This window comes from Actinoplanes sp. L3-i22 (assembly GCF_019704555.1).
GTDB lineage: Bacteria > Actinomycetota > Actinomycetes > Mycobacteriales > Micromonosporaceae > Actinoplanes.
The window spans coordinates 9,640,001-9,666,407 of the sequence record NZ_AP024745.1; the positions used below are offsets into that span (position 1 = coordinate 9,640,001).

Here is a 26,407-nt window from a genome sequence, read left to right on the forward strand (position 1 = left end):
AGGTTACTCACGTGTTACTCACCCGTTCGCCGCTCGAGTACCCCGAAGGGCCTTTCCGCTCGACTTGCATGTGTTAAGCACGCCGCCAGCGTTCGTCCTGAGCCAGGATCAAACTCTCCAATAAAAACTTTTGGAAAAGCGTCCCGGCAACAAACAAATGTTGCCAAAGGAATCTCCCACCAGACCCGGTAAGGCCCAGCAGAATATAATGCCAATTGGCACTGGCTTTTAAAGCACCCTGTTGAGTTCTCAAAGAACAACCGCACACCGTGACTCGAACCACTTCTCCGGGGCACTCGCTCTACTTTACCCGCCATTCTCAGTTCGTCAAATCCGTGTTTCGCAACCGGATTTTCCGCACCGAAAGAACTCGCGATCGCTAGATCGCGAGATCTGGTAGGACTAGGTTTGGTAGAACATTTCCGTCAGGACGGCCGCTCCGAGCCCCTTGCGGGTCCCGGTCGCTCGCCCGTCTCCCTGGCGGCTCGGTAAACATTACCCGTCGCCCCCGGCAACTCCAAATCGGGGCGGGGCGACCACGGTCACACCCCTGGAGGCCGGAAAACCTCAGGTCAGAGGGCAAACGGCCACCCACGGCGACCGCGCAAACCCGGACAGATGAGAACGGCCCGGTCCCCCAACGAGGGACCGGGCCGCCGGGAAAAACGTCAGGCGATGAGCTCCACGCCGGCAAACGTGCGCTTGCCGCGGCGCAGGACCAGGAACTTCCCGTGCAGCAGCGCCGAAGCGGGGACGACGGCCTCACCGTCGGTGATCCGCTCGTTGTTCAGGTAGGCGCCACCCTCACCGATCGTCCGCCGCGCCTCGTTCGCGCTCGCCACCAGGCCGGCGTCCTTCAACAGGGCACCCACGGGCGGCAGCTCACCCCGTACCGAAAGCAATCCGGCCTCGGCCAGAGCGGCGCGCAAGGTGTCGGCGGACAGCTCGTCGAGCGAACCTCGCCCGAAAAGGGCCTGGCTGGCGGCGATCGCCTGGCGGGCCTCCTCCTCGCCGTGCACCAGCGCGGTCAGCTCCTCGGCCAGCGCGCGCTGCGCGAGCCGGGCCTGCGGGCGCTCGGCGGTGGCCTTCTCCAGCTCCTCCAGCTCCTCGCGGGACTTGGAGCTGAAGTACCGCAGGTACCTGCTGACGTCGCGGTCGTCGCTGTTGATCCAGAACTGGTAGAAGCTGTACGGGCTGGTCATCGTCGCGTCGAGCCAGACCGCGCCGCCCTCGGTCTTGCCGAACTTGGTGCCGTCCGCCTTGAGCACCAGCGGGGTGACGAACGCGTGCACCGGGCCGGCGCCGCGACGGCGGACGAAGTCGACCCCGGCGGTGATGTTGCCCCACTGGTCGGAGCCGCCGAACTGCAGCGTGCAGCCGTTGCGCACGTGCAGCTGGTAGAAGTCGTTCGACTGGAGCAGCTGGTAGCTGAACTCGGTGAAGCTGATCCCGCTCTCCAGCCGGTTCCGCACCACGTCGCGGGCCAGCATCTTGTTGACCGGGAAGTGCTTGCCGACGTCGCGGAGGAACTCGATGACCGAGGTCGGGCCGGTCCAGTCCAGGTTGTTGACCAGGGTGGCGGCGTTCTCCCCGGTGTAGGTGACGAACGGGGAGAGCTGCTCGCGGATGCGCTGCACCCAGCTCTCCACCACCTCCGGCGGGTTCAGCGTGCGCTCGGCGGACTCGCGCGGGTCGCCGATCTGCCCGGTCGCGCCGCCGACCAGCAGCAGCGGCTTGTGGCCGGCCTGCTGCAGCCGCATCGCGGTGCAGACCTGCATGAGGTGACCGACGTGCAGCGAGGCGGCGGTGGGGTCGAAGCCGACATAGAACGTGATCGAGCCACCGTCGAGTGCTTTGCGCAGCTCGTCGGCATCGGTCGAGTCCTGGATCAGTCCACGCCACGTCAGGTCGTCTACGAGAGTCACGCACGGATTCTCCCGCACCGCTCGGTGCGCGACACACCGGGTTTCGGGGATGCTGATCGGATGGGTCACCTGGGTAGCGCGAAGCCGCCGGTCGAGATCAGCAAGAAGAAGGCCGAGGCGCGGCTGGAAGAGGCACAGGAACGGCTGCTGCGGCTGCGGCTGCTGCTCGGCGGGCAGATCGGCGAGAAGAAGATCGGGCCGCCGCTCTGCGTGGTGTTCGAGGGGTGGGACGCGTCCGGCAAGGGCGGGGCGATCAAGCGGCTGGTGGCGCCGCTGGATCCGCGGCACGTGCGGGTGGCGCAGTTCGCCGCGCCGACCTACGACGAGAAACGCCACCACTTCCTGCAACGGTTCTGGCGGGTGCTGCCCGGGTTCGGCGGCATGGCGGTGCTGGACCGCTCCTGGTACGGGCGGGTCCTGGTGGAGCGGGTCGAGGGCTTCGCCACCGACGACCAGTGGAAGCGGGCGTACGACGAGATCAACGAGTTCGAGCGCACGCTGGCCGCCGAGGGGACGATCCTGGTCAAGTTCTGGATGCACGTCTCCGACAAGGAGCAGCTGAACCGGTTCGAGGACCGGGCGAACGATCCGTTGCGGGCCTGGAAGCTGACCGACGAGGACTGGCGGAACCGGAAGAAGCGCGGGGCCTACCAGGAGGCGATCGAGGAGATGCTGTCCCGGACCGATCAGCCGCGGGCCCGCTGGCACGTCATCCCGGGCGACGACAAGGGCTACGCCCGGTTCGCGGTGGTCGAGCAGGTCTGCGACACGGTCGAGAAGCGGCTCGCCAAGCTCGGGGTATTAGCCTGATTTGACGGCTTTTGCCCGATATCGTGACAGCATGAGTAAGTTGCTGTTGAGTCTCGCCGCTGTCGTGGTGGGTGTCGCGGGCACCGCGGGTGCCGCCATCGCGACCGAGCCGGTACCGCAGGTCACGGCCGCCTCGGCCGCCCCGGCCGCCGCCCTGCCGGCCGTGACGCCGGCCGCCGTCGTCCAGAAGGCCAAGGTCAAGCGGGCCGTCGCGGTCGTCGTCGTCCGGACCCGGTCCGGGCAGGTCGGCCAGTCGGTGTTCACCCTGGTCGGCTCGTCGTCCAAGGAGGAGGCCGACATCCTGCGGCTGGCCTCCACCCCGGCGTTCTGGTCGCTGCGGCCGAAGTACGCGCCGGCCAGCACCAAGGGCCGGTACACGTACCGGGTCGAGGCCGGTTACCAGGACAAGACCAAGAAGCGGGTGATCGTCGTCGAGGGCGCGCCCGGCACGCCGCAGGTGGCGCTGGACGTGATCCAGCGGATGACGAACCTGTCCACGCCGGACGTGTCGGTGAACTTCCCGCCCGGTTTCCCGTTCAACTGAGACCGAGACCGATCCGACGGGCTGCGGCCTCCGCCTGCGGCGGAGGCCGGCCCCTCAGCCCACCAGCTTGCGGGCCGAGGCCGCGTCCGGGGCGGCGACCGCGAGCTCCGCGAGGCGACGGCATTCGTCGTACGAGTACCGGGCCAGCGACGCCCGCACCCCCGGCAGCGCCCGCGGTGACATCGACAGGCTGCTGACGCCGAGCCCGGCGAGCACCGGGGCGAGCGCCGGGTCCGCGGCCGCCTCCCCGCACACCCCGACCGGCTTCCCGCTCGCCCGGCCCGCCGCCCCGCAGATCGCGATCAGCTGCAGCAGCGCCGGTTGCCACGGGTCGAGCAGGTCGGCCAGGTCGCCGCACATCCGGTCGGCGGCGAACGTGTACTGGCTCAGGTCGTTGGTCCCGATGCTCAGGAAGTCGACGACCCGGAGCAGGTCGGCGGCGCGCAGCGCGGCGGCCGGCACCTCGATCATCACGCCCGCCCGGGGCAGTCCCGCCTCGCGGACGGCGGCCGCGAACGACGTCGCCTCCTCGAGCGTGGACACCATCGGCGCCATCACCCAGACGTCCGCGTCGCACTCCGCCGCGGCCGCCGCGATCGCCGCGAGCTGCGTGGTCAGCACCCGCGGGCGCTGCCGGGCGATGCGCAGGCCGCGGATCCCGAGCGCCGGGTTCGGCTCGCCGTCCTGGTTCAGGAACGGCAGCGGCTTGTCGGCGCCGGCGTCCAGCGTCCGGATCACCACGCGCCGGCCGGCCATCGCGCGGAAGACGTCCCGGTACGCGCCGATCTGCTCGTCCTCGGTCGGCTCGGCGGTCCGGTCGAGGAACAGCAGCTCGGTGCGGAACAGCCCGATCCCCTCGGCGTGCGCCTGGTCGGCGGCCGGCACGTTCTTCACCGACCCGACGTTGGCCAGCAGCTTCACCGCGTGCCCGTCGGAGGTGCCACCCGGGCCGGAGACCTCCGGCAGGAGCGCGTCCTCGGCCCGCCGGACCACGAAGTCGCCGAACTCCACCTGCCCGGTCGCGCCGTCCACCTGCACCAGGGTGTGCTCCGGAATCGCCAGCACGCCCCGGCAGGCCACCACCGCGGGCAGCCCGAGCGCGCGGGCCAGGATCGCGGTGTGGCTGGTCGGGCCGCCGACCTCGGTCACCAGCGCGAGCACCTGCGTGGGGTCCAGGTCGGCGGTGTCCGCGGGGGCCAGGTCCCGGGCGGCCAGCACGTACGGGTAGCCGGGCTGCGGGACCCCCGGCATCGGCAGGCCGAGCAGCACTGCGACCGCCCGGTCCCGCAGGTCGTCCAGGTCCGCGACCCGCTCCGCGAGGTAGCCGCCGGCCTCGGCGAACATCTCCCGGAACGTGCCGAACGCGGCGTCGATCGCGTGCGGCGCGTCGGTGCCGCCCTCGACGTGCTCGCGGACCGCGTCGCGCAGCTCCTCGTCGTCGGCCATCAGCGCCTCGGCCCGCAGCACCTCGGCCACCGTCTCCTCGGCCGCGCGGGCCGCCCGCCGCTCCAGGTCCGCGACGACCTCGGCGAGCGCCGCGTAGGCCCGGGCCACCTCCGCCCCGGCGTCGGTGACCGGGCCCGGCGGGGGCAGCGCCGGCGCCGCGGCGATCCGCAACAGCGGACCGGCGGCGACCCCGGCGCACACCCCGATCCCGGTCAGACTCTCAGGCATCGTCGGCGTCCAGGTCCTTGGCGAGCAGCGCGGCCAGGCCGTCCAGGGCCTGGTCGGCGCCGTCGCCGTCGGCTTCCAGGGTCACCTCGGTGCCCTTCTTGGCGCCGAGCGCGAGCACCGACAGCATGCTCTTGGCCGGCACCGGCTTCTTCTCACCGACCCGGATGGTCACCTTCACCGGGGCTTTCGCCGCCGCCTCGACGAAGATCTTCGCGGGCCGGGCGTGCAGCCCGCTGGCGGAGCCGACGGCGACCGTACGTGTGGGCATAACGACTCCTAAGGCTCGATGGTGACCTTGATGGCCTCGCCGCGCTCGACGATGCCGAACGCCTCGATCGCCTGGTCCAGCGGCAGACGGTGGGTGATCAGGTCGGCGACCGGCACGGCGCCGGTGGCGACCAGGTCGAGCGCCTGCTTGTTGTGCGCCGGGCTGGACCCGTTCGCGCCGATGATCATCAGCTCCCGGTAGTGCACCAGGTTCGAGTCGCAGGTGATCGTCGGCTTGTCCTTGGGCAGCCCGCCGAAGAAGCTGATCCGGCCCTGCCGGGCGGCCATCTGGATGGCCTGCTCCTGCGCCTTCCCGGAGGCGGCGGCCGTGATGATCACGTCGGCGCCCCGGCCGTCGGTCAGCTTCAGCACCTCCTCGATCGGGTCGACCTCGGCGGCGCAGATCGCGGCGTCCGGCTTGACCAGGTTGGCGGCCATCTCCAGGCGCTGCCGGCTGAGCTCGACCAGGAACACCCGGGCGGCGCCGCGAGCCCGGGCCAGCCGGACGTGCAGGCAGCCGATCGGACCGGAACCGATCACCACGACGTCGTCGCCCGCGCCGACCCGGGCCAGGTTCTGCGCGTTGAGGGCGCAGGCCAGCGGCTCGGCCACCGACGCCTCGGCGAACGAGACCCCGTCCGGGATCCGGTTCAGACCATCAACCTTCAAGACCTCTTTCGGTACGACCATGAACTGCGCGAAGCCACCCTCGAAGTGGTAGCCCATCGACACCTGGTTCGGGCAGATGGTCATCCGGCCGCGCGTGCACTCGGCGCACTCACCGCACGGGATCGCGGCGATGACCTGCACCCGGTCGCCGGCGGCCCAGCCCTCGACGCCGGCGCCGACGGCGACGATCTCGCCGGCGATCTCGTGGCCCATCACCCGCGGCGGGTGGATGTGGTGGTGGCCGAACTTGGAGATCTTCACGTCGGTGCCGCAGGTGGAGCAGTTCCGGACCCGGATCTTGACCTCACCCGGGCCGGCCTCGGGCTCCGGCGCGTCCTCGAAGCGGACGTCGCCGGGAGCGTGGAATCGCACGACCTTCATCAGTTGCTGTCCTCTTCTTTCAATGCCCCGAGCAGCCGGATCACGGTCTCGGGGTCGGTGGCCTCGCGCAGTTCACGGGCCTGGTCCTCGTCGAGCAGGATCTCGGCGAGGGCGGCGAGCAGCTCGACGTGCCCGTCGCCGTTGGCGGCGATGCCGACGCACAGGGTCACCGGCTCGCCGTCCCAGTCCACCGGGTCCGGGAAGCGCAGCACCGACAGCGCGTCCCGGTTCACCAGTTCCTTGCCGCCGAGGGTGCCGTGCGGGATCGCGACACCCTCACCGACGTACGTGGAGATCGACCGCTCCCGGGCCAGCATGGTGTCGACGTAGCCGGGCTCGACCGCGCCGATGTCCACCAGGGCCTGGCCGGTGCGGCGGATCGCGTCGTCGCGGTCCGCCGCCGTCTCGGTCAGCCGGATCGCCCGGCGGTCCAGCAGCTCAGACATTGATGTCGGTGCCCTGCTGGATGGCCTTGACCACCTTGGTGACCGCGGGGTCGCCGAGGAAGACCTGGAACGGCACGATCGGCTTGCCGGGCGCGATCGAACGGGCCCGGGCGGCCAGTCCGTTGTGGCAGATCACCAGGTCGGCGTCGGCCGGGATGGAGTTCACCGGGGTGTGCTCCACGGTGACGCCGCTCTTGCCGAGCTGCTTGCGCAGGGTGCTGGCGAGCATCACGCTGCTGCCCATCCCCGCGTCACAGGCGACGACGAGCTTCTGAATGTCCTTGCCGTTGATGGTGGCCATGGCCGGACCTCCGTTTCGGATTAGGCGGTTTCGGTTTTGTCCTGCAGGACGGTCTCGGAGGAGGAGGCGGCGACGCGGTCGTCCGCGGTCGGGTGCTGGGTGCCGGCGGTCTCGGCGGCCAGGATGGCGTCGTCCGCGGCCGCCTCGTCGAGCTCCTGGTCGGACTTGAGCTTGCCGAAGCCGAGCAGGACGGAGGCGACCCCGAAGGTGACCGCGGCGGCGATCACGACGCCGAGGATCATCCCGAAGTAGCCGTCCTTCGCGGTGACCGCGAAGTAGGCGAAGATGCTGCCCGGCGCCGGGGTGGCGACCGTGCCGGTACCGGTGATCATGAAGGTGGCCACGCCGGACATGCCGCCGGCGATCATCGCGAGGATCAGGCGCGGCTTCATCAGCACATACGGGAAGTAGATCTCGTGGATGCCGCCGAGGAAGTGGATGATCATCGCGGCCGGGGCGCTGGGGCGCAGCGACTTCGGGCCGAAGAACAGGAACGCGGTGAGCAGGCCCAGACCGGGGCCGGGGTTCGACTCGATCATGAACAGGATCGACTTGCCGTGCTCCTGCACCTGCTGCACGCCGAGCGGGCCGAACACGCCGTGGTTGATGGCGTTGTTCAGGAACAGCACCTTGGCCGGCTCGACCAGGATCGAGGCGAGCGGCATCAGGCTGTGGTCGAGCAGCCAGTCGACCGCGTTGCCGGCGCCCTTGGTCAGGCCGTCGACGACCGGGCCGACGGCGAGCTTGCCGAGGATCGCGAAGCCCGCGCCGATGATGCCGGCCGAGAAGTTGTCGATCAGCATCTCGAAGCCCGGCTTGACCTTGCCGTCGATCGCGCCGTCGAACAGCTTGAGGACGTAGGCGGTGAGCGGGGCGATGATCATCGCGCCGAGGAACATCGGCACGTCCGCGCCGACCACGACGCCGAACGTGGCGATCGCGCCGACCACCGCGCCGCGCTGGCCGTGCACGATCCGGCCACCGGTGTAACCGATCAGGACCGGCAGCAGGTACTTGATCATCGGGTCGACGAGCTGCGCCAGGTTCTCGTTCGGTATCCAGCCGACCGGGATGAACAGCGCGGTGATCAGGCCCCAGGCGATCAGGGCGCCGATGTTGGGCATCACCATGCCGGCCAGATAGCCGCCGAGCTTCTGCACGGAGGCCCGGAAGCCGCCGCCGGTGACCTCGGGGGTGTACGAAGAGGCCATGAGGATCTCCATTCATTGACTGGGGTCGTGCCAATCCCCCGTACTGAAAAATCGGTTTTGTTACTGAATTTCGGTTTTGCTGCGGGTAGAGCTTCGCCGCGACCTCGCGGCCGCTGATTTTTGGATTCGGTACGTGGTGAGCAGGCGGCCGATCAGTGGGGGCTGATCGGGCGGGACGGGTCGGGGTGGGGGTCGATGCGGACAATCGTGCGGTCGACGTCCTGTGGTCGCGGCATCCGGCTGCCCGGCAGGCTGACCGCGGCCGCGCCCCACGCCAGGCCCTCGACCAGCGCCGCCTCGCCGCACGCGCCGGCCGCGAGGAACCCGGCCAGCAGCGCGTCCCCGGCGCCGACCGTGCTGCGCGGATTGGTCACCGGCGAGACGCCGGCCAGCACGCCGGACTCCTCGACCAGCACCGCGCCGTCCGCGCCGAGACTGGCCAGCACGGTCCCGGCGCCGGCCTTGCGCAGTTTCTCGCAGGCGTCCAGCACGTCGCCGAGCGTCCGCAGCTCGGTGCCGACCGCCTCGGCCAGCTCCTCCCGGTTCGGCTTGACCAGGGCGGCTCCGGCGTTGACCCCGGCGAGCAAGGCCGGGCCGCTGGAGTCGACGGCGAGCCGGGCGCCGGCCGCGACCAGCCGCTCGCAGAGCGCCGCGAACGCCGGCACCGACGGGCCCGGGGGCAGGCTGCCGCAGATCACCACCCAGTCGGCGGCTTTCGCGGCGGCCAGCACGGCGTCGCTGACCTGGTCGAACTCGGCGGTGGCGAGCACCGGGCCGGCTTCGTTGATCTTCGTGACCGTGCCGTCCGGCTCGGCCAGGGTGATGTTGGAACGGGTCCGCCCGGTGATCGGGACGGCCACCAGATCGACCCCCTCGCCCTTGAGGAGATCGACCAGCTGCTCGCCCTCGGCGCCGCCGGCCGGGACGACCGCGGTCGACCGGATGCCGTTGGCCAGCAGCGCGCGGGAGACGTTGACGCCCTTGCCGCCCGGGTCGATGTGCGAGTCCGCGGCGCGCAGGACCTGGCCGCGGACCAGCACGTCGACCTCCAGCGCGCGGTCCACGCTGGGGTTCAGGGTGACGGTGAGGATCATGCCCGGGTGGGGCGTGCCGCCGGTCATGCCCTGGTCGGGCGTGCCGGCGGTCATGCCCAGGTCGGGCGTGCCGCCGGTCATGCCTGCACCAGCCGGACGCCGGTGGCCTCGACCTCGGCGGCCAGCTCGTGGTCCAGGCCGGCGTCGGTGATCAGCAGGTCCAGCTCGGCGAGACCGCCGAACCGGGCCAGATAATCGTTGCCGATCTTGGTGTGGTCGGCGAGCAGCACCACCCGGCGGGCCGCGGCGATCATCGCCCGCTTGACCGCCGCCTCGGCCGGGTCGGGGGTGGTCATGCCGCGCTCCACGGTGCAGCCGTTGGTGCCCATGAACGCGACGTCGACATACATCTCGGACAGCGGGCGCAGCGCCCAGTCGTCCACGGTGGCCAGCGTCTTCCCGCGCACCCGGCCGCCGAGCAGCAGCACCGACAGGTTCGGCTTCACGCCCAGCATCGCGGCCAGGACCGGGGAGTTGACCACGACGGTGAGCTCCCGGTCGGCGGGCAGCAGCTGGGCCAGCCGGGCGGTGGTCGTCCCGGCATCCAGGATGATTGCGCCGTCCTCCGGGACCTCGGCCAGCGCGGCCTTCGCGATCCGCTCCTTCTCGCTGATCAGCACGGCGTCGCGGGCGGCCAGCGCGGGCTCGAAGCCGAGCCGCTCGACCGGGATCGCCCCGCCGTGCACCCGGCGCAGCACGCCGGCCCGCTCCAGCACGGTCAGGTCCCGCCGGATCGTCTCGGCCGTGACCGTGAAGCTGTCCGCCAGCGCCACCACGTCCACCCGGCCCTCGGCGCGGGCCCGCCGCACGATCTCTTGCTGCCGTTCCTCCGCGTACATCCACTCACCGCCCGCACATCAATTTGGCTTTGTCTTTGTTTACGCCCGCTTTTGCCCGAGCGCAATATGTCAAAGAGATTTCGGTCTCCTTACATCCAAACTCGTGGGCGACGAATGGAGATAGATGGGGTGATATCCCCCGCACGTGGCGTAAGCCGCGAAGGAGATCACCGATGCCCGCTTGTGTTGGTTTCCGGCACGCCCGAATGTGTTGGCTTCAGTCCGCGGCGGCCCGGGCGGCGATCGTCCCGCGGGCCGCGGCGCGCGGCCACGACCACCGCGCGCTGCGCTCCGCGGGCGGCGATCGTCGCGCGGGCTTCGACGCGCGGGGCCACGACCACCACGCGCTGGGCTCCCTCACCCGCGAGCCGAACCAGGTCCCGGCGTGCGCGACACGCGACGGCAAACGGCCGGCGCTCAGGGCTGTTGCCGGGCTCCGGGACAGCCTGAGCGGCGGCCGGGGCCGGGAGGCGCGGCCGCAGTGGCGGGGCGGGACCGGCTCGCGGGCCACCGACCCGGGCGGATGGTCGCCGGGCGGCCCGGCACCGGGGTCACCTCTCGGGCCCGGCGCCAGGGGCGCTCGGCTGCGGTTGGGGGCGGGGCGAGCCCGTACCGAAGGCTGATTTTGATCTGTCAGCGGTCCAGCGGCGGGAGGTAGGCCGGGAGGGTGAGGGTCTTGCGGATGGCGTTCTGGACCTCGTCGACCGGCGGGCGGCCGTCGACGTCGTGGACGACCTCTTTGCGCTGGAAGAGCTCGAGGACCGGCCGGGTCTTCTCGTGGTAGTCGCGCAGGCGCGCCTCGAGGGCCTCGGGGGTGTCGTCGGCGCGGGTGGTCAGCTCGTGGCCGCAGATGTCGCAGCGGCCCTCCTGCTCCGGGCGGTCGCCGATCAGGTTGTAGTCCATCCCGCAGTTCGGGCAGACGCGGCGGCTGAGCACCCGGCGGCGCACCTCGTCGTCGGGCAGCTCCAGGTGGATGACCGCGTCGATGTCGTAGCTCTCCATGAAGAACTCGGCCTGCCGGCCGTTGCGCGGGAAGCCGTCGATGATGAAGCCGTAGTTCCAGTCGTGCTGGTCCAGGCGCTCCCGGACGACCGACTCGACCAGCTCGTCACTGACCAGATCGCCGGCCGCCATGATCCGCCGGACCTGGGCGCCCATCTTCGTGTGGTTGCGGACGTGCCAGCGGAAGATGTCGCCGACGCCGATGTGGACGAGTTCGAGGTCCTGGGCGAGCAGCTGGGCCTGGGTGCCCTTGCCGCTGCCCTGAACTCCCATGATCACGTACTTGCGCATGAGCCGTGGCCTCTCGAGAGGTCAGTCCGCCGCGCCGATCCGGAGCGGGCCGGGTGCGGGACCGGTCAACGTGGTGGGATCGATGCTCCAGGCGCCGGCCACCCGGAACACGTCGCGCTCGGCGACCAGGACCGTGGACTCCTCCGGATCGAACTCGCCGGGCAGGCCGGCCTCCCGCTCGGCCGGGCCGGGCTCACCGAACCACGAGGTGACCTCGCCGGTCTGCCCGACATACCCGAACGCGCGCACGAGATCACCCTTCACCGCGCGCTGCCATCGATGCAACTCCGTTACCCGATGCGTGGCGAAGTACTGCACCTCGGTGCCGAGGGCCGCGGAGAGCCCGACGATGTCCGGGATCGGGTTCAGCAGCAGGCGGCCGAACGCCAGGATCCAGGATGTGCCGCGGGCGCCGGGCAGCGGTGGGGTCACCGCCACCCGGTCGCCGTTGAGGTGGGCCAGGTCGAGGCCGTCGCGCCAGCGGATCGGGCCCAGGTCGCGCAGTTCGAGGGCGGCTAGGACGGCTTCCGGGCCGGGCTTCGCCTCGGTCTCCGGTTCGGTCTCCGCCTGGTGCTCCGCTTCGTTCCCCGCATCGTGCTTCGCTTCGTTCGCGGAGGAGACGGCGATCGCCAGCCATGCCTGTTTGCCGCCGAAACCCGCCATGACGTCCGTATCCATGGCCCCAACGCTAACGCGTTGTCCGATTACGCCCAGCCGTAATCCCGCTGGAGCTCGGCCGCCACCCGATCGAAGCGGCCCCGGTCGAGGATCGCGCCCTCGCGGCGGATGCCGTCCTCGTGGACCTCCAGCACCCGGTCCAGGCGCAGCCAGCTCGGGCGCTGGGTGTTGTCCCAGTCGCCGGCGCCGAGCGCCATCCAGTTGCGCTGGCCGTCCCGCTCGCTCTGGCTGGACAGCATCAGGCCGAGCAGGGTGCGGTCGTCCCGGCCGACGACCAGGACCGGGCGGTCCTTGCCCTGGTTCGGGTCGTCCTCGTAGGGGACCCAGGTCCAGACGATCTCGCCGGGGTCGGCGTCGCCGTCGAGGTTCGGGGCGTAGTCGATCTTGCGGCCGCGGTCCTGGGTGGGGATGTGGCGCGGCGGGTGGGGTTTGGGCCGCTCCGCCGCGGGCTTCGGAGGCGCCGGCTTCGGGGCTGCCGGCTTCGGGGCTGCGGGCTTCGGGGGTGCCGGCTTCGGCTTGTTGGACGCGCCCGGGCGCGGGGGTGCGGCGGGCTTCGGGGGGCGCACGGTTCGGCCGGTCGACCGCGGGGTCGTGGGCTCCGCGGGCGGCGCGCCGAACAGCTTGCGCAGGAAGGAGATCAGCATTTCGAGCACCGGTGCACCTTACGGCCTGGCCGGAACTGTACGGCCATACAGTATGAAGATACAGTCCCCGCCAGCACCATCAGCCGGGAAGGATGCACAGCATGACGCGTTATGGACCGATGTTCGGGCCGGACTACACGTTCCTCGGGGTCCCCGCCTGCGACTGGCGCGAGCCGTCGTCGTACGCGGACGCCGACGTGGTGATCATCGGCGCCCCGTTCGACGGCGGCACCTCGCACCGCCCCGGCGCCCGGTTCGGCCCGCAGGTCATCCGCGGCACCGACTACCTGCCGCACGACGGCTCCCGCCCGCACCTGGCGATGCGGGTCGACGCGCTCACCGACGACCTGACCGTCAAGGACGCCGGCGACCTGGAGGTGTTCAGCGGCGAGATCGAGCGCAGCGTCCGGACCATCGAGGAGGCCGTCAGCTTCGTCGCCAAGCACGACGCGATCCCGCTGATCCTCGGCGGCGACCACACCGTGACCTGGCCGGACGTGGCCGGTGTCGCCTCCGCGCACGGTCCGGGCCGGATCTCGGTGATCCACTTCGACGCGCACGCGGACACCGGGGACATCGAGTTCGGCTCGCTCTACGGCCACGGGCAGCCGATGCGCCGCCTGATCGAGTCCGGCGCGGTCCGCGGGGACCGGTTCCTGCAGCTCGGCCTGCGCGGCTACTGGCCCGGGCCGGACGTCCTGGACTGGATGGCCGACCAGCGGATGAACTCGTTCCACATGAGCGAGATCGTCGAACGGGGGCTGGACGCGGTGCTGGACAGCGCGTTCGAGATCGCCATGGACGAGTGCGACGGGATCTTCCTGTCGGTCGACATCGACGTCTGCGACCCCGGGCACGCGCCCGGCACCGGGACCCCCGAGCCGGGTGGCTTCACCGCCCGCCAGCTGCTCGACAGCGTGTCCCGGATCTGCCACGAGCTGCCGGTGGTCGGGATGGACATCGTCGAGGTGTCGCCGCCGTTCGACCACGCGGAGATCACCGCGATGCTCGGGAACCGGGTGGTGCTCGAAGCGCTGTCCGGGATGGCGCGGCGGCGCAAGGACGGTGACGGGCCGCGGTGGAAGCGGTCGACGCCGCTGCTACAGGGCCGGGGAACGGCCGAGCAGGCGGGCTAGTCCGTCCGCCAGCAGGTCGTGGGCGGCGGCCCGGTCGATGGCCGGGTCGCCGAGGACGACCGGGAGGGCGAGGCCGTCGATCAGCGCGAGGACCTGGCGCGCGGTCCGCATCGGGTCGCCGGTGGTGATGTTCTCCGCGATCAGCCCCCGCCACCGGGTGTAGTCGTTCAGCACGTCGGCGCGGACCTCGGCATCCCGGGACGCCCAGCGCCAGCTCTCCACCCAGAGCCGCCAGGTGGTGTCGTTGCCCAGGTGGGTGGCGATCGCCAGCAGCCGCTCCCACGGGTCGGTCAAGGCTTCCAGCCGCTCGCCGACCAGCTCGAAGTCCCGCTCGGCGGCGTGCCGGAAGACCGCGATCAGCATGTCCTCGCGGGTGCCGAAGTAGTACTGCAACGTGGAGACGCCGACCCCGGTCGCGGTGCTCACGTCGGTGAACCGGGTGGCGTCGGCGCCGCGCGCCGCGACCACCTCGCCGGCCGCGGCGAGCACGTCGACCCGCTTAGCCGCTGACCGCCTCACCGGCCAGTTCTATCACCCGACGAAGTCCTGGGTCATCCAGGTGATGCCCTTGTCGTCGCGGACGATGCTCAGCCCGATCTTGGTGAAGCTCTTGCTGAGCAGGTTCTTGCGGTGCCCGTCGTTCGGCGGGGTCTCGGCCAGCATCGAGTCGGTCAGGCCGTTGGCCGCCTGGATCATGGCCGAGTCGCTGCTGCCGCTCGACCCGAAGCCGATGTTCTCCCCGGCCGAGCTCCAGTCGACGCCCTGGGCGCTGAACCGGGTGCCGATGTCGCCCTCGCCCGAGCACTGGTGGGACAGGCCGCAGCCGTCGATCATCAGTGCGTTGTGCAGGGCGGACGCCTTGGACAGGTCGGCGTCGAGCTTCAGCGCGGACAGCCCCTCGTCGGCGCGGGCGGCGTTGATGTGCGCGAGGACCTGCCCCAGGATCGACTGGTCCGTAGACCGTGCTGCCACCTTGGACGTCTCCGACTTCTTCGTCGAACCGGTGCTGGCCGTGGTGACCGAGGGCTTCGGCTTCACCGTCACCTTGGGCGACACCGAGGCCGACGGGGCGCCCGGCGTGGAGGCCGAGGCGGACGGCGCGAAGAGGCCCGCGGCCGGCGTCCCGGGCGCGTCGGGCAGGCCACCGGCGGGGACGGCGGCCAGCGGGACGTCAGCCGGCCGGGGATCGGCGGAGGCCTGCTGTCCGAGACCCATCACGATGAACCCGGCACCGAGGGCTACGGCTGCCGAACCCGCCACCAGGGTGTAACGGACACGGGAAGCAGCGTGGAGCGACACGGGTATTCACCTTTGTAAGCCGGACAGGGGACGATGCCCCTCGACTATGGGTGACCGGCCGGGCACGAAGGCGCTCGTAAAGGATTCCTTAAGGAACGGCTCACAGACTGATAAGGGTCAGCGCGAGCCGGTGTCGAACTCGCCGGCCCGGACGCCCTCGAGGAACGCGTTCCACTCCCCGCGGGAGAAGACCAGGGTCGCACCGTCCGGGTCCTTGGTGTCCCGCAGCGCCACGATCCCGGGAAGATTGCCGGCCACCTCGACGCAGTCGCCCCCGTTACCGCCGCTCCGGGTGCTCTTGTGCCAGACGGCACCGGTCAGGTCAGCCATCGCTCTCCTTGATGATCGCGCCGATCAGGTCATCGGAATCGGACTGGCTCAGCGCTGTGGCATCGAGCGCGGCCCAGATGTTCTCGTAGGTCTCGACCTCGCCGAGCTTATCCAGGTAGAGCGCGCCGGTGAGATTCTCGCAATAGATGGTGGTCGGTTCGGGCGAAGTCGTCCCGACCGCCGGGAACTCCAGCACGGTGAACTGGCCGGAGCTGGACGCCTGGTGCGGGCCGGCGGTGAACGGCACGACCCGGACGCTGACATCCGGCCCGGTGGAGACGTTGACCAGGTGGGCGAGCTGCTTCTGCATGCCCAGGGTGTCCGGCACGCCACGGCGCAGCACCCCCTCGTCGATGATCACTTCCAGCCGGGGCGCCTTGGGCCGGCTGCGGCGCAGCAGCGACTGCCGCTCCAGCCGGACAGCCACCGCGTTTTCCACCGCGGCCGGGTCGTCGCCGAGCCAGCGGCCGAAGACGAACTCCGCGTACTCCCGGGTCTGCAGCAGGCCGGGGATCACGCTCGGCGCGTACTGCCGGAGGCGGCCCGCGGCCTGCTCCATCCCGACGTAGAGCTCGAACCAGGCGGGGACGACGTCGCCGTACGCGTGCCACCAGCCCTTGGCCTTGGACTCCTGGGCCAGCCCGATCAGCACCTCGGTCATGTGGCCGGGCGCGCCGTACACCCCGCACATGGCGATCACGTCGTGCTTGCGGACCGGCACCTCGCCGTTCTCGATCCGGTACATCCGGGCGCGGGAGAACTCCAGCTCCTGCGCCGCCGCCATCAGCGAGACACCGGCCTGCTCCCGCAACTGTTTGAGCAGGCGCCCCACCTGCCGTCTCGGTACCGTCGACCCCGTCTCGGACATGCCGCGACCTCCTCCCCGTCGCACGCCGCCCCGCCTGGCGGTGTGCTGTCGCCGGCGGCCCGCCCCCGCATCGTCCCGGAGCCGCGCCACCGGCCGCGACAGCGAAGTGTCTCGAACGAGACGATCCGAACGCCTGCATCGAGACGCCGAGAATCCATTTCCGGGATTCTCGCTGTCGCGGCTTGAGCCCGAGCCTAAAGCACGCAACGCTCCAATGTGTAGCCGTCGAATCGCAGAAAGTAAGGTTCCCTATGCTCGTGCCGCGGACCGAACACGTCGGTGAGCGCCCCAAGTGGGACTGCCGGGTCTGCGGTCAGCCGTGGCCGTGCGCCACCGCCAAGGTGGAGCTCGCCGAGCAGTACCAGAGCTTTCCGCACGGGCTCGCCGTCTACCTCGGCTCGTGCATGATCGAGGCGATCGACGACTGGGCCGCCGGCAGTGGCGGCCCGCCCGCCGACCTCTACGAACGGTTCCTGGGCTGGACCGACCCGGCCTGACCTACTTGGTCACCTTCGCCTGCAGCGAGCGGTAGAGCTGGTTGTCGTCGACCGTCGTATAGAGGGTCGGATCGGAACCGGTCATCACGACCCACGGGCAGGTCTTGCCCGCGCCGTTCAGGCTGGCCTCGGCGATCTTCCGGCCGGTGGCCACCTCGTACACGGAAAGCCGGTATTTGCCGACGACCAGCGGCATCTTCGGGGTCGCCGGGAGGTCGGTCTTGCACTCCCCGACCTTGGCGCCGCCGCCGATCAGGTCCAGACACGCGACCAACTGGGCCTGCTTCGCGGCCGGGGCCCAGGCCTTCTTGCCGGCCGCGGAGCCCGAGTAGGCGTAGCGGTTCAGCGTGCGGGCCGTGCGGGTGCCCAGGTCGAGGCGCTCCTTGGCGCTGATCACGACGGGATGGGGGCCTTTGCCCTGATACTTCGGCGCGGCGGGGAAGTAGGTGTTTCCGCAGACCGCGTCGAGGTCGCCGGCCGCGCGGACCGGGTGCGTCGCCGCCTGCGGGGCGATCGGCACCGGGGCCACCGCCGAGGCCTGCGGGCCGGCGCCGGTCGGCAGATCCGCGAGCGGGATCTCCGGGGCCGCGGCGCCGCCGCCGAAGACGCCGCTGCACATCATCATCACCAGGACGACCAGGACCGCCGCGATGCCGCCGGTGGTCGCGGCGGTGCGGCGAGTCAAGAATCTCCCGATTATTTCGGTACGGAGGAAGCGCCACCTTCCGCCCGTCGAAGTCCCGGTCGCCGTCCCCGGCGCCTCGTTCGGCGCCGGCTTTGGCGCCGCTTTTGGCGTGCCGGCTGTCGCCCGGTTCGCCGCCCCCACGCCGATTTCCGACTTTTCCGGTTTTTGCGGGGCACTATTCGGAGCCGGCTCCTCAGTGCTCACCGGCTCCCCTGCCTGCGCCATCGCTCGCTCCCCAGCCCGTCCCGATGGCGGCGAACTATACCCATCGGTAACACGCTCGTCACCAGGAGCGGGCCCCCGCTTTCGGGGCGTCCGGAATGGATCAGAACGAATACGGCCCGAACCGGCCCCAAGCCACCACCGCCGACAGCACCAGCAGCACCGCGCTGGGCAGGATCGCCTGGTTCTCCTTGCGGCGGACGTGCACCACGACCGCCCCGATCATGGTGATCACCAGACCGGTCGCCGCGATCGGGACCAGCACCGGGGCGATGTCCAGCAGCGCCGGCAGCACCAGGCCGATCGCGCCGAGCACCTCCACCACCCCGATCAGCTTGACCTGGCCGTCGCTGAGATCGGCGGCCCAGCCCATGCCGGACTCGATCAGCTTCGTCTTCGGCTGCAGCGCCTTCATCGCGCCGGCGGCCAGGAAAGCGGCCGCGAGCAGGCCCGCGATGATCCACAGAACGACGTTCATGATTCCTCGTTTCACTTCAACAGTTGAGTGAAAGCTAGACCTGCTGACTTAAACATGCAAGTGATCGAGGGTTAAGCGCTTGAGCTATGCTCGGGGCATGGAGACGTCCGAGACACCATGGCTGAGCAGCGAAGAGCGCGAAGCCTGGCTGGTCCTGATGAGCCTCTTCATGCGGCTCCCGTCCGCGCTCGACACACAACTGCAACGTGACGCCGGCCTGAGCCACTTCGAATACGGGATCCTCGCCGGCCTCTCCGAGTCCCCCGAGCGGACGCTGCGGATGAGCACGCTCGCGGTGCTGGCCGAGGGGTCGCTGGCCCGGCTCTCCCAGGCGGTCGGCCGCCTGGAGAAACGCGGCTGGATCCGGCGCACCACCGACCCGGACGACGGGCGGTACACACTGGCCGTGCTCACCGACGACGGCTGGGACAAGGTGGTCGAGACCGCGCCCGGTCACGTCACCGAGGTCCGGCACCTGGTCTTCGACCAGCTCACCAAGGCGCAGATCCGGCAGCTGCGGGACATCGGACGGCGCGTGATGCGCGCTGTCGACCCGGACGACCCCTGCGGCGCCGACCGCCCCGGCCCCCGCTGACCCGACGCCGTTCCACGCCCGGGCATCCGCTGACCCCGACGCCATTCCACGCTCCGGCCTCCGCTGACACCATCCCGTTCCACGCACAGCCCCTCGCGGCCCGCGTTCGCACTCCGTGCCCGATCTTCCGCGCCGGCCATCAGGATCCGGCCGAGTTGCTCGCGTTCGGCGCTCGGCTGGGTGAGCTGCTCGCGTTCGGCGCTCGGCCGCACGAGCCGCGCGCCGGCAGGGTGCCCGTGATCGGGGTCCGGCTTCCCGGTCCGCGGCCCGGGCTGCTCGCAGCGGTCCCTGCGGACGCTCGCCTGATCGGGCCTGTGGTTGGGTGATCCGGGTGAGCTACGGATGGATGGAGCTGCCGGCCGAGGCCGTGGACGCCGCCGCGCGGGAACTGCTGGGCTGGCGGCTCACCGCGAACGGGGTGACCGTGCGGCTGACCGAGGTCGAGGCCTACAGCGGACTCGGCGCGGACCCGGCCAGCCACGCCCACCGCGGCGTCACCAACCGGAACGCGGTGATGTTCGGACCGGCCGGGCGGCTCTACGTCTACCAGATCTACGGCATGCACTTCTGCGCCAACATCGTCTGCGGCGAACCGGAGAAGGCGGCGGCCGTCCTGCTCCGGGCGGGCGAGGTGGTGGACGGCCTGGAGACGGCCCGGAACCGCCGGCCCGCGGCCCGGCGGGATGCCGATCTGGCCGCCGGGCCGGGGAAGTTGATGCAGGTACTGGCCTTGGACCGGGCGGCCAACGACACCTCCGTGGTGGACGGCACCGGGCCGGCGACGCTTACTCCGCCGGAGGGCGTGGTCGGCGCGATCGCGGCCGGTCCACGGGTCGGGGTGACCTCGGCCCACGACGTCCCGTGGCGTTTCTGGATCGCCGGGGACCCTACGGTCAGCGCCTATCGACGCCACGTCCCCAAGGCCCGCAGGGCACGGGCATAGCGCCTCCCCCGGACGCGGGCTCAGCACCACACCTCCCGCCCAGCGCGGCTCAGTACACCCCACCGGCTCAGCACGCCCCACCCCACCGGACACGGGACCGGCGCGCGCCGGGCACGGACGTCAGCGCGCCCGCGCGCCGGGCACGGACCTCAGCGCGCCCCGCCCGCCGGGCACGGACCTCAGCGCGCCCCGCCCGCCGGACACGGACGTCAGCGCGCCCGCCCGCCGGGGACGGACTCTGCGAGGCCCGCCCGCCGACGGACGCGGGCCCAGCACCGCGCCGCTCACCAGGCACCGACCCAGCACCGCCCTGGCCGCCGGGCATAGCACGTCCTGCCGGGCTTTGGGGGTTGTCCACAGTGGCGGTCTGTCCACAGGCTGCCGACGTGATCTTGCGAATTCGCTGGATAATGGCACCGAGGCGGTCAGCCCCCGGTGGGTGGGGACTTTCAGCGGCGGGGATCGGGTGGAGGTCCGGAGGGGCTCACTCCGGCAGGACGGTGAAGACGCCGAGGCGTTGGGTGGGGCGGGTCAGGGCGACATACAGGTCATTGGCGCCCCGAGGGGAGTCGGCCCGGATGCGTTCCGGGTCGACGACTATGACGGTGTCGAACTCCAAGCCCTTGGCCTGGGTGACAGTGAGCAGGACCGCGCGGTCCTCCAAATCCGGCGATGACCCCGTGGCTAATGACGGGAGGGCTTCCGCCAGGGCCGCCAGGTGTGCCGCGGGTGTGATCACCGCCAAGCGGCCCTCGCCGGTCAGGGCGATCTCCGCCGGCACGCGGGTGGTCAGCTCGGCCAGGGTCCCGACCGCCTCCCACGGGGCTTCGCCGGTGGAGCGGACCGGCCGGGGCGGGACGATCGGGGGCTCGGCGCCGGCCAGGGCCTGCTCGGTGTAGTCCATGATCTCCGCCGGGGTGCGGTAGCTGACCGTCAGCTCGGCCAGGCGCCAGCGGTCCGCGACGTAGGGGCTGAGTACGTCCGCCCAGCTCGCCGGGGCGCCGAGGGCACCGGACTGGGCCAGGTCGCCGACGATTGTCATGGAGCGGCTCGGGCAGCGGCGCATCAGCAGGCGCCAGGCCATCGGGGACAGTTCCTGGGCCTCGTCGACGATCACGTGGCCGAAGACCCAGTCGCGGTCGGCGGCGGCGCGTTCGGCGGCCGAGCGGAACTCCCGGTCGCCGAGGTGGTCGGCGAGCATGTCGGCTTCCATGATGTCGGCGATGTTCGGGATCGCGGCCTCGTCGTCGTCCTCCAGTTCATATGACTTCGAGCCGGCCGTGATGTCCAGGACCCCCTGGGCGTAGGCGAGGTGCCGTGCCTGTTCGCGGGCGGCGGCGGTCCGGGCGGCGCGGTCGTCCTCGCCGAGCAGTTCGGCCGCCTCGTCGAGCAGCGGCACGTCGGCCGGGGACCAGTCACCACCCGGCGCACGCCGGAGCAGCTCACACTCGGCCACGGTGAGCAGCGACGACACGGCACCGGGCAGCGACGAGGCGGCGGTAGGCAGCGGCGAGGCAGCACTGGGCAGCGGCGGCGCGGCGGAGAGCAGCGGCGATGCAGTGGCGGGCAGCGGGGATTCAGCAGTGGGCAGCGGCGACGCGGCGACGGGCGGCTGGGACGCGGCGGAGAGCAGGGCGGGGCGGGATCCGTACAGGTCAGTCAGTAGTTGGGTGGGGGTGAGCACCGGCCAGAGTGAGTCGATCGCCGCCCGGACCACCGGATTGGCCGCGAGGTCCGCCCTTAGGTCCGCGCGGTCGGCGTCGTCGAGCAGGTTCGGCGAGGTCAGGGCGTCGTCCTCGCCGAGCGGGTCGTCCCAGAACGGGTCGTCGCCGATCCGGTCGGCGACCTGGGCGGCGAGCGCGTCGAGCACGCCGGCGACGAAGATCGGGCGGGCCAGGTTGTGCTGGCGGCCGGAGGCGCGGGCGCGCTGCCGGGCCGGCTCGCAGTCGGTCGCGGTGAGGCGCAGCGTGTGGTGGTCGACTTCGAGTTCGAGCGGTTCCGCGGGCACGCGCTGGCGGTCCCGGACGGCGGCGGCCAGCAGGTCGGTCATCACCGCGCGGCCCTTGAGCTCGGTGACCTCCGCGGGCTCGGTGCGGCGCGCGACGATTCCCGGGTAGAGGTCGCCCGGGGTGGCCAGCCAGACGCCGGTCTCCGCGAGCGACGGCAGGACCTGGGAGATGTAGCGCAGGAAGGTGGCGTTCGGGCCGACGATCAGGACGCCGCGGACGGCGAGCTGCTCGCGGAACGTGTACAGCAGGTAGGCGGCGCGGTGCAGCGCGACCGCGGTCTTCCCGGTGCCGGGCCCGCCCTGGACGACCAGCACGCCACCGGGCTCGGCGCGGATCACCCGGTCCTGTTCGGCCTGGATGGTGGCGACGATGTCGCGCATCCGGCCGGTGCGGTTCGCGGTCAGCGCGGCGAGCAGCGCGGCCTCGCCGACCAGGGAGCGATCGGTGGCCGCGTCCAGGTCGAGAACTTCATCATCAAGTTCGACGACGGTACGGCCCCGGGTCCGGATGTACCGCCGCAACGTCACGTCGAACGGGGTGATCGCGGTCGCCACGTAGAACGGCCGGGCGGCCGGCGCGCGCCAGTCGACCAGCAGCGGCTCGTCGGTGTCGTGGATCCCGATCCGCCCGATGTGCCGGCGGGCGCCGTCGCGCAGGTCGAGCCGGCCGAAGCAGAGGCCCTCCTCGACGGCGTCGTAGCGGGCGAGGCGCTCGGCGTACGCGTAGGTCACCGCGTCCCGCTGGTAGAGCGCTCCGGGTCCGCCGCCGGACCGCAGCCGCGCCTCGTCGAGACGGTCCCGGACCTGCGCCCGGAGCTCGTCGAGACGGCGGTAGATCACGCTGAGGTGCGATTGTTCGTCGGCGAGGCTTGACAGACTTGACACCCGTACCCCCAGGGCTTATTCTGATGGTGGATTTTTCGGCTCTGGCGAGCTCAAAACACAGCAACTGCCGAGCCTAGCAGGGCGGTGCCGTTCCGGCCATGCCCGCCGACCCCGGAGGTCACGCCCGCCCAACCCGGAGGGTCATACCCGCCCGAGCTGGAGGCCATGGCCGCCGACCCCGGAAATGCCCTGAACTCGCCCGCGGCCAACGGCCGGGCACTAGCGTCTCCGGTGATGATGTCGCGTCGGGGGCTGCTGCTGTACAGCGTGCTGTGCGGGGCCGGGGTGCTGTGGGCGGGCGGGCTGATCGTCGCGCTCGCGCTGGGCCATCGCCCGGTCGACAAGGTCATCGCGGTCGGGATCGCCGCGCTGCTGACCGTGCCCGGGTTCGCCGCCGCCATCCTGTCCAACCGGCGCGGCTACCGCACCCAGCAACCCCGGCGGCTGTGGGCCCTCGCGTCCTGGGTGCCGCCGCACGTGCCGATCTGGGCGGCGGTCGCGGCCGGGCTGGCCTTCTTCGGGTTCTGGCTGGCGATCGTGCTCGCGTTCCTGACCATCAAGGGCAACCCCGAAATCCGGCCCGACGGTACGTACGTCCTGGACAAGACCACGGTGGTGGATCAGGCCACGTTCGACCGGCAGGTCGACCACCAGCAGCAGGTCTCGCTCGGCGTGCTCGGCGCGTTCGCGGTCGGCGGCACGTTCCTCTGCGCCGCCCGAGCCACCGACCACGACCCCCACTGACGAACGCGCCGCCCGAGCCACCGACCACGACCCCCACTGACGAACGCGCGGCCCGCGCCACCGCCCACGACCCCCGCCGGCAGTCGCGCCGCACGGGTGGGAGACGGGCGGTGCGGAGGCGGGTGACGGTCTACAGTCACGGGCATGCGAGGGCGGCCCATCCTTCTCACCATTGCCGCGGTCGTGCTGCTCGCCGTCGCCGGCGCGGTCGCCGTCCGGGCCGCCACCGGCCGGACCGAGCCGGTTCTGCGGCTCACCGCCACCGCCGAGCAGTGGCGGGTCCACGAGGTGAACCGGCAGCTGGCGATCGCCCTGCACAACAACGGCACCGTGCCGGTCCACGTGTCCCGGGTCGAGCCGGTCCTGCCCTCCTTCGACGGCGAGGCCGCGGCCGACACCGACGCGCTGCTGCCGGTCGGCGGGCTGCGGGTGGACGTGCCGGTGTCCTACGGGACCGGGACCTGCGCCACCACGGCGGCCGCCTCCCACGTCGTGGTCTGGGCGCGCGCCGAGGGCTCGACGGTCGTCGAGCGGCTCACCCTCCCGCTGCCGGATCCGAATCCGCTGCTCGACAAGCTTCTCAAGGCGGACTGCGCGACCCAGACGATCGACCGGGCCGTCAGCCTGAAGTTCGGCCCGTGGACCGACGCCGGGGCGGACGGCCTGCGCGGCAGCCTGGACGTGACCCGGGTCAGCGGGACGATCCAGGTGCTCGAGCTGGACGGCAACGTGATGTACGCGCTCACCCTGCCCACGAAGACACCGCTCGCCGAGGTCTCGGCCGCCACGCCGGCCGCGTCGGTGCCGCTGACCGCGAAGCCGGCGCGGTGCGACGCGCACGCGCTCGCCGAGATCAAGAAGCCGTTCGAGTTCCTGGCGACGGTCACCCTCGACGGCGGCGACAAGCTGGTCACCGCGGTCCCGGTGACCGACGCCGACAAGAAGACCCTGGACCGCATGCTCCGCCGGATCTGCAAACTGCCCCCGGCCGGCTGACCCCGCCGGTCGCGCTTCGCCGCTGGTTGCGGTCGGCTTGCCAGGCGGCGCCCGCTGCCGGTCCCGGCTGCGGCCGCCGCTCACGCTTCGCCGCCGGTCGCGGTGGCTTCGTGGGTACGTCGTGAGCCGGCGACAGCCGCGGTGGCCGGCCGGCTCACGGCGTACCTCTCAGGCAGTTGTGTTCTGGGCGAACCGCGACGTGCGGCCGCAGCCGTGAGCAACGCCGGACGCCGCCTGGCAAGCCGACCTCGACCAGCAGCGAAGCGCGAGCGGCGGCCGAAACCGCGGGATGGTCAAGTCAGGTGCGGGTGGCGGCTTCGGGGCCGGCCAGGCGCTGGGCGAGCCAGACCGGCAGGACCGAGAGGACGATCAGGATCGCGGCGACCACGTTGACGACCGGGGCCTGGTTCGGGCGGAACAGGTTGTTGAAGATCCAGATCGGGAGCGTGGTGACCCCGGGGCCGGCGGTGAACGTGGTCACGATGATCTCGTCGAAGCTGAGCGCGAAGGCCAGCAGACCGCCGGCCAGCAGGGCCGAGCGGATCAGCGGGAACGTCACGTACCGGAAGGTCTGTAAGGGTGACGCGCCCAGGTCGGCCGAGGCGTCCTCGAGGTTGGTGCCGGTGCGGCGCAGCCGCGCCAGGACGTTGTTGTAGACGGTGACCACGCAGAACGTGGCGTGCCCGACAACCACCGAGAACAGGCCCTTGCCGATGCCGAGCTCGCCCATCACCGAGCGCCACGCGCTGTCCAGCGCGATGCCGGTGACGATGCCGGGCAGCGCGATCGGCAGCACGATCAGCAGCGACACGGTGTCCCGGCCGAAGAACTGGAAGCGCTGCACCGCGAACGCGACCATGGTGCCCAGGACCAGCGCGATCGCGGTCGCGCCGAGGCCGGCCTGAACCGAGGTGACCAGGGCCTGACGGGCGCCGTCGTTCTCCCACGCGGCCGACCACCAGCGGGTGGTCCAGTCGTGCGGCGGCCAGGCGAACGTGCGGTCGCCGTTGAACGAGTTGACCAGCACCAGCATCAGCGGCACGTAGATGAAGGTCAGCCCGATCGCCATGAACAGGCGCAGCGCCCAGCGGGCCGGGGCGGACAGCGTCACAACTCCTCCAGGGCACCCGAGCGGCGAACGGCTACCAGGTAGATCACCATGATCACGACCGGGACGGTGGCGATCGCGGCGGCGAACGGCAGGTTGTTGGCCGCGCCGATGTTGGCGTAGACCAGGTTGCCGATCAGCTGGGTCTTGCCGCCGACGATCTGCACGGCGATGTAGTCGCCGAGCGACAGCGAGAACGTGAAGATCGAGCCGGCGAAGACCGACGGGATCAGGATCGGCAGCACCACCGCGCGGAACGTGCGGCCGGCCCGGGCGCCGAGGTCGGCGGAGGCCTCCAGGAGCGAGTCCGGGAGACGTTCCAGGCCGGCGTAGATCGGCAGGATCATGTACGGCAGCCACATGTAGGACAGCACCAGGATCGTCGCGAACAGCCCGTAGCCCGGGGTCGCGCCGAACACCGACTCGATCGGTCCGCCGTTGGCCAGCAGGACCCGCCAGGCGTACGCCTTGACCAGGTAGGACGCCCAGAGCGGAGTGAGGATCGCGATCACCAGCCAGTGCCGGGACCGCGGCCGGGCGACCTTGGCCATGAAGAACGCCATCGGCACGGCGAGCAGCACGCAGATCGCCGTGACCGAGGCCGCCACCCCGAGGCTGCGCAGGGTGACGTTGCGGTACACCTCCTCGGTGAGGATGGTCCGGAAGTTCGCCAGGGAGAACGTCCGGACCATCTCGCCGGTGAAGCCGTTCACCGTCCAGAAGGCCGACACCAGCAGCACCGCGAGCGCGCCGAGATACGCGACGACCAGCCACAGCAGGGGTGCGGAGAGCAGGGCCGCCAGGCGCAGGCGGGGATGCCGGTGCAGGAAACTCATC

29 protein-coding genes and 1 rRNA gene (1 of these 30 only partly in view) are annotated in these 26,407 nt (G+C 71.2%); 8 read left to right on the forward strand and 22 right to left on the reverse strand.

Annotation, left to right across the window (positions count from 1 at the left end; all coding sequences use genetic code 11):
* Both L3i22_RS42775 and tyrS read right to left on the reverse strand, forming a co-directional pair.
* Nucleotides 1-124: ribosomal RNA gene (locus tag L3i22_RS42775) — 16S ribosomal RNA — on the reverse strand (it extends 1,394 nt beyond the left edge of the window).
* A 544-nt stretch (nucleotides 125-668) separates the two neighbouring features.
* Nucleotides 669-1,925 carry a tyrosine--tRNA ligase gene (gene tyrS / locus L3i22_RS42780; RefSeq protein ID WP_221323145.1) on the reverse strand — a complete coding sequence of 419 codons (1,257 nt, stop codon included), beginning with the start codon at nucleotides 1,923-1,925 and terminating at the stop codon, nucleotides 669-671.
* 60 nt (nucleotides 1,926-1,985) lie between these two features.
* Between tyrS and L3i22_RS42785 the strand changes: the two genes are divergently transcribed.
* Both L3i22_RS42785 and L3i22_RS42790 read left to right on the forward strand, forming a co-directional pair.
* The gene (locus tag L3i22_RS42785; protein ID WP_221323146.1) at nucleotides 1,986-2,735 is read left to right on the forward strand and encodes a polyphosphate kinase 2 family protein; all 750 of its coding nucleotides are present in this window, start codon (nucleotides 1,986-1,988) and stop codon (nucleotides 2,733-2,735) included.
* 31 nt (nucleotides 2,736-2,766) lie between these two features.
* Entirely contained in the window at nucleotides 2,767-3,279 is a 513-nt protein-coding gene (locus tag L3i22_RS42790) for a hypothetical protein (protein WP_221323147.1), read from the forward strand.
* 54 nt (nucleotides 3,280-3,333) lie between these two features.
* Here L3i22_RS42790 and ptsP read toward each other — a convergent pair whose 3' ends face one another.
* The 11 genes from ptsP to L3i22_RS54110 form a co-directional block, all read right to left on the reverse strand.
* Nucleotides 3,334-4,953, reverse strand: a complete 1,620-nt coding sequence (ptsP, locus tag L3i22_RS42795; RefSeq protein WP_221323148.1) for a phosphoenolpyruvate--protein phosphotransferase — start codon at nucleotides 4,951-4,953, stop codon at nucleotides 3,334-3,336.
* Nucleotides 4,946-5,221: an HPr family phosphocarrier protein gene (locus L3i22_RS42800; RefSeq protein ID WP_221323149.1), complete on the reverse strand. Its 276-nt coding sequence runs from the start codon at nucleotides 5,219-5,221 to the stop codon at nucleotides 4,946-4,948. Before L3i22_RS42800 ends, ptsP begins: the two co-directional genes overlap by 8 nt.
* An 8-nt stretch (nucleotides 5,222-5,229) precedes the next feature.
* Complete coding sequence (locus L3i22_RS42805; protein ID WP_221323150.1) at nucleotides 5,230-6,270, reverse strand: zinc-dependent dehydrogenase; 1,041 nt, start codon at nucleotides 6,268-6,270, stop codon at nucleotides 5,230-5,232.
* Nucleotides 6,270-6,716: a PTS sugar transporter subunit IIA gene (locus tag L3i22_RS42810; protein ID WP_221323151.1), complete on the reverse strand. Its 447-nt coding sequence runs from the start codon at nucleotides 6,714-6,716 to the stop codon at nucleotides 6,270-6,272. Before L3i22_RS42810 ends, L3i22_RS42805 begins: the two co-directional genes overlap by 1 nt.
* On the reverse strand, nucleotides 6,709-7,017 hold the full coding sequence (locus tag L3i22_RS42815; RefSeq protein ID WP_221323152.1) for a PTS lactose transporter subunit IIB: 309 nt from the start codon (nucleotides 7,015-7,017) through the stop codon (nucleotides 6,709-6,711). The genes L3i22_RS42810 and L3i22_RS42815 overlap by 8 nt, the downstream gene beginning before the upstream one ends.
* 20 nt (nucleotides 7,018-7,037) lie before the next feature.
* A complete protein-coding gene (gene mtlA, locus L3i22_RS42820) occupies nucleotides 7,038-8,228 on the reverse strand; it encodes a PTS mannitol transporter subunit IICB (protein WP_255657582.1) in 1,191 nt (396 codons plus the stop codon).
* 152 nt (nucleotides 8,229-8,380) lie between these two features.
* Complete coding sequence (pfkB, locus tag L3i22_RS42825; protein WP_221330421.1) at nucleotides 8,381-9,322, reverse strand: 1-phosphofructokinase; 942 nt, start codon at nucleotides 9,320-9,322, stop codon at nucleotides 8,381-8,383.
* A gap of 77 nt (nucleotides 9,323-9,399) precedes the next feature.
* The gene (locus L3i22_RS42830; RefSeq protein WP_221323153.1) at nucleotides 9,400-10,161 is read right to left on the reverse strand and encodes a DeoR/GlpR family DNA-binding transcription regulator; all 762 of its coding nucleotides are present in this window, start codon (nucleotides 10,159-10,161) and stop codon (nucleotides 9,400-9,402) included.
* A 633-nt stretch (nucleotides 10,162-10,794) separates the two neighbouring features.
* Nucleotides 10,795-11,454, reverse strand: coding sequence for a nucleoside monophosphate kinase (locus tag L3i22_RS42835; protein WP_221323154.1), 660 nt, complete (start codon nucleotides 11,452-11,454; stop codon nucleotides 10,795-10,797).
* Between the two features lie 21 nt (nucleotides 11,455-11,475).
* Nucleotides 11,476-12,132 (reverse strand): hypothetical protein, encoded by a 657-nt coding sequence (locus L3i22_RS42840; RefSeq protein ID WP_221323155.1) that lies wholly within the window; start codon nucleotides 12,130-12,132, stop codon nucleotides 11,476-11,478.
* 26 nt (nucleotides 12,133-12,158) lie between these two features.
* On the reverse strand, nucleotides 12,159-12,776 hold the full coding sequence (locus L3i22_RS54110; protein WP_370644567.1) for a type II toxin-antitoxin system PemK/MazF family toxin: 618 nt from the start codon (nucleotides 12,774-12,776) through the stop codon (nucleotides 12,159-12,161).
* A gap of 101 nt (nucleotides 12,777-12,877) precedes the next feature.
* Between L3i22_RS54110 and speB the strand changes: the two genes are divergently transcribed.
* Nucleotides 12,878-13,912, forward strand: coding sequence for an agmatinase (speB, locus tag L3i22_RS42850; RefSeq protein ID WP_221323156.1), 1,035 nt, complete (start codon nucleotides 12,878-12,880; stop codon nucleotides 13,910-13,912).
* Here speB and L3i22_RS42855 read toward each other — a convergent pair.
* From L3i22_RS42855 to L3i22_RS42870, 4 genes are all read right to left on the reverse strand, one after another.
* Complete coding sequence (locus L3i22_RS42855; RefSeq protein WP_221323157.1) at nucleotides 13,877-14,431, reverse strand: TetR/AcrR family transcriptional regulator; 555 nt, start codon at nucleotides 14,429-14,431, stop codon at nucleotides 13,877-13,879. The genes speB and L3i22_RS42855 overlap by 36 nt on opposite strands.
* A 12-nt stretch (nucleotides 14,432-14,443) precedes the next feature.
* Entirely contained in the window at nucleotides 14,444-15,211 is a 768-nt protein-coding gene (locus tag L3i22_RS42860) for a CAP domain-containing protein (RefSeq protein ID WP_221323158.1), read from the reverse strand.
* A gap of 117 nt (nucleotides 15,212-15,328) precedes the next feature.
* Nucleotides 15,329-15,541, reverse strand: a complete 213-nt coding sequence (locus L3i22_RS42865) for a DUF397 domain-containing protein (RefSeq protein ID WP_221323159.1) — start codon at nucleotides 15,539-15,541, stop codon at nucleotides 15,329-15,331.
* Nucleotides 15,534-16,409: a helix-turn-helix transcriptional regulator gene (locus tag L3i22_RS42870; RefSeq protein WP_221323160.1), complete on the reverse strand. Its 876-nt coding sequence runs from the start codon at nucleotides 16,407-16,409 to the stop codon at nucleotides 15,534-15,536. The genes L3i22_RS42865 and L3i22_RS42870 overlap by 8 nt, the downstream gene beginning before the upstream one ends.
* A 251-nt stretch (nucleotides 16,410-16,660) precedes the next feature.
* Between L3i22_RS42870 and L3i22_RS42875 the strand changes: the two genes are divergently transcribed.
* A complete protein-coding gene (locus L3i22_RS42875) occupies nucleotides 16,661-16,906 on the forward strand; it encodes a hypothetical protein (RefSeq protein WP_221323161.1) in 246 nt (81 codons plus the stop codon).
* A 1-nt stretch (nucleotide 16,907) separates the two neighbouring features.
* On the opposite strand, the gene L3i22_RS42880 is transcribed toward L3i22_RS42875, so the two are convergent.
* Complete coding sequence (locus L3i22_RS42880) at nucleotides 16,908-17,591, reverse strand: hypothetical protein (RefSeq protein ID WP_221323162.1); 684 nt, start codon at nucleotides 17,589-17,591, stop codon at nucleotides 16,908-16,910.
* Between the two features lie 325 nt (nucleotides 17,592-17,916).
* On the reverse strand, nucleotides 17,917-18,291 hold the full coding sequence (locus tag L3i22_RS42885; protein WP_221323163.1) for a DoxX family protein: 375 nt from the start codon (nucleotides 18,289-18,291) through the stop codon (nucleotides 17,917-17,919).
* Between the two features lie 97 nt (nucleotides 18,292-18,388).
* On the opposite strand from L3i22_RS42885, the gene L3i22_RS42890 reads away from it, so the two are divergent.
* Together L3i22_RS42890 and L3i22_RS42895 are read left to right on the forward strand one after the other, a co-directional pair.
* On the forward strand, nucleotides 18,389-18,886 hold the full coding sequence (locus tag L3i22_RS42890) for a MarR family winged helix-turn-helix transcriptional regulator (protein WP_221323164.1): 498 nt from the start codon (nucleotides 18,389-18,391) through the stop codon (nucleotides 18,884-18,886).
* 346 nt (nucleotides 18,887-19,232) lie between these two features.
* Nucleotides 19,233-19,829: a DNA-3-methyladenine glycosylase gene (locus L3i22_RS42895; RefSeq protein WP_221330423.1), complete on the forward strand. Its 597-nt coding sequence runs from the start codon at nucleotides 19,233-19,235 to the stop codon at nucleotides 19,827-19,829.
* 484 nt (nucleotides 19,830-20,313) lie between these two features.
* Here L3i22_RS42895 and L3i22_RS42900 read toward each other — a convergent pair whose 3' ends face one another.
* Nucleotides 20,314-22,722 (reverse strand): ATP-binding domain-containing protein, encoded by a 2,409-nt coding sequence (locus L3i22_RS42900; protein WP_255657584.1) that lies wholly within the window; start codon nucleotides 22,720-22,722, stop codon nucleotides 20,314-20,316.
* A 234-nt stretch (nucleotides 22,723-22,956) separates the two neighbouring features.
* Here L3i22_RS42900 and L3i22_RS42905 point away from each other — a divergent pair, with 234 nt between their 5' ends.
* Nucleotides 22,957-23,466, forward strand: coding sequence for a hypothetical protein (locus tag L3i22_RS42905; protein WP_221323165.1), 510 nt, complete (start codon nucleotides 22,957-22,959; stop codon nucleotides 23,464-23,466).
* A gap of 144 nt (nucleotides 23,467-23,610) precedes the next feature.
* Complete coding sequence (locus L3i22_RS42910) at nucleotides 23,611-24,462, forward strand: hypothetical protein (RefSeq protein ID WP_221323166.1); 852 nt, start codon at nucleotides 23,611-23,613, stop codon at nucleotides 24,460-24,462.
* Nucleotides 24,463-24,760: 298 nt separating this feature from the next.
* Here the strand turns inward: L3i22_RS42910 and L3i22_RS42915 are convergent, their stop codons facing one another.
* Both L3i22_RS42915 and L3i22_RS42920 read right to left on the reverse strand, forming a co-directional pair.
* Nucleotides 24,761-25,573 carry an ABC transporter permease gene (locus tag L3i22_RS42915; protein ID WP_221323167.1) on the reverse strand — a complete coding sequence of 271 codons (813 nt, stop codon included), beginning with the start codon at nucleotides 25,571-25,573 and terminating at the stop codon, nucleotides 24,761-24,763.
* Complete coding sequence (locus tag L3i22_RS42920; protein ID WP_221323168.1) at nucleotides 25,570-26,406, reverse strand: ABC transporter permease; 837 nt, start codon at nucleotides 26,404-26,406, stop codon at nucleotides 25,570-25,572. Before L3i22_RS42920 ends, L3i22_RS42915 begins: the two co-directional genes overlap by 4 nt.
* Nucleotide 26,407: the final 1 nt, after the last annotated feature.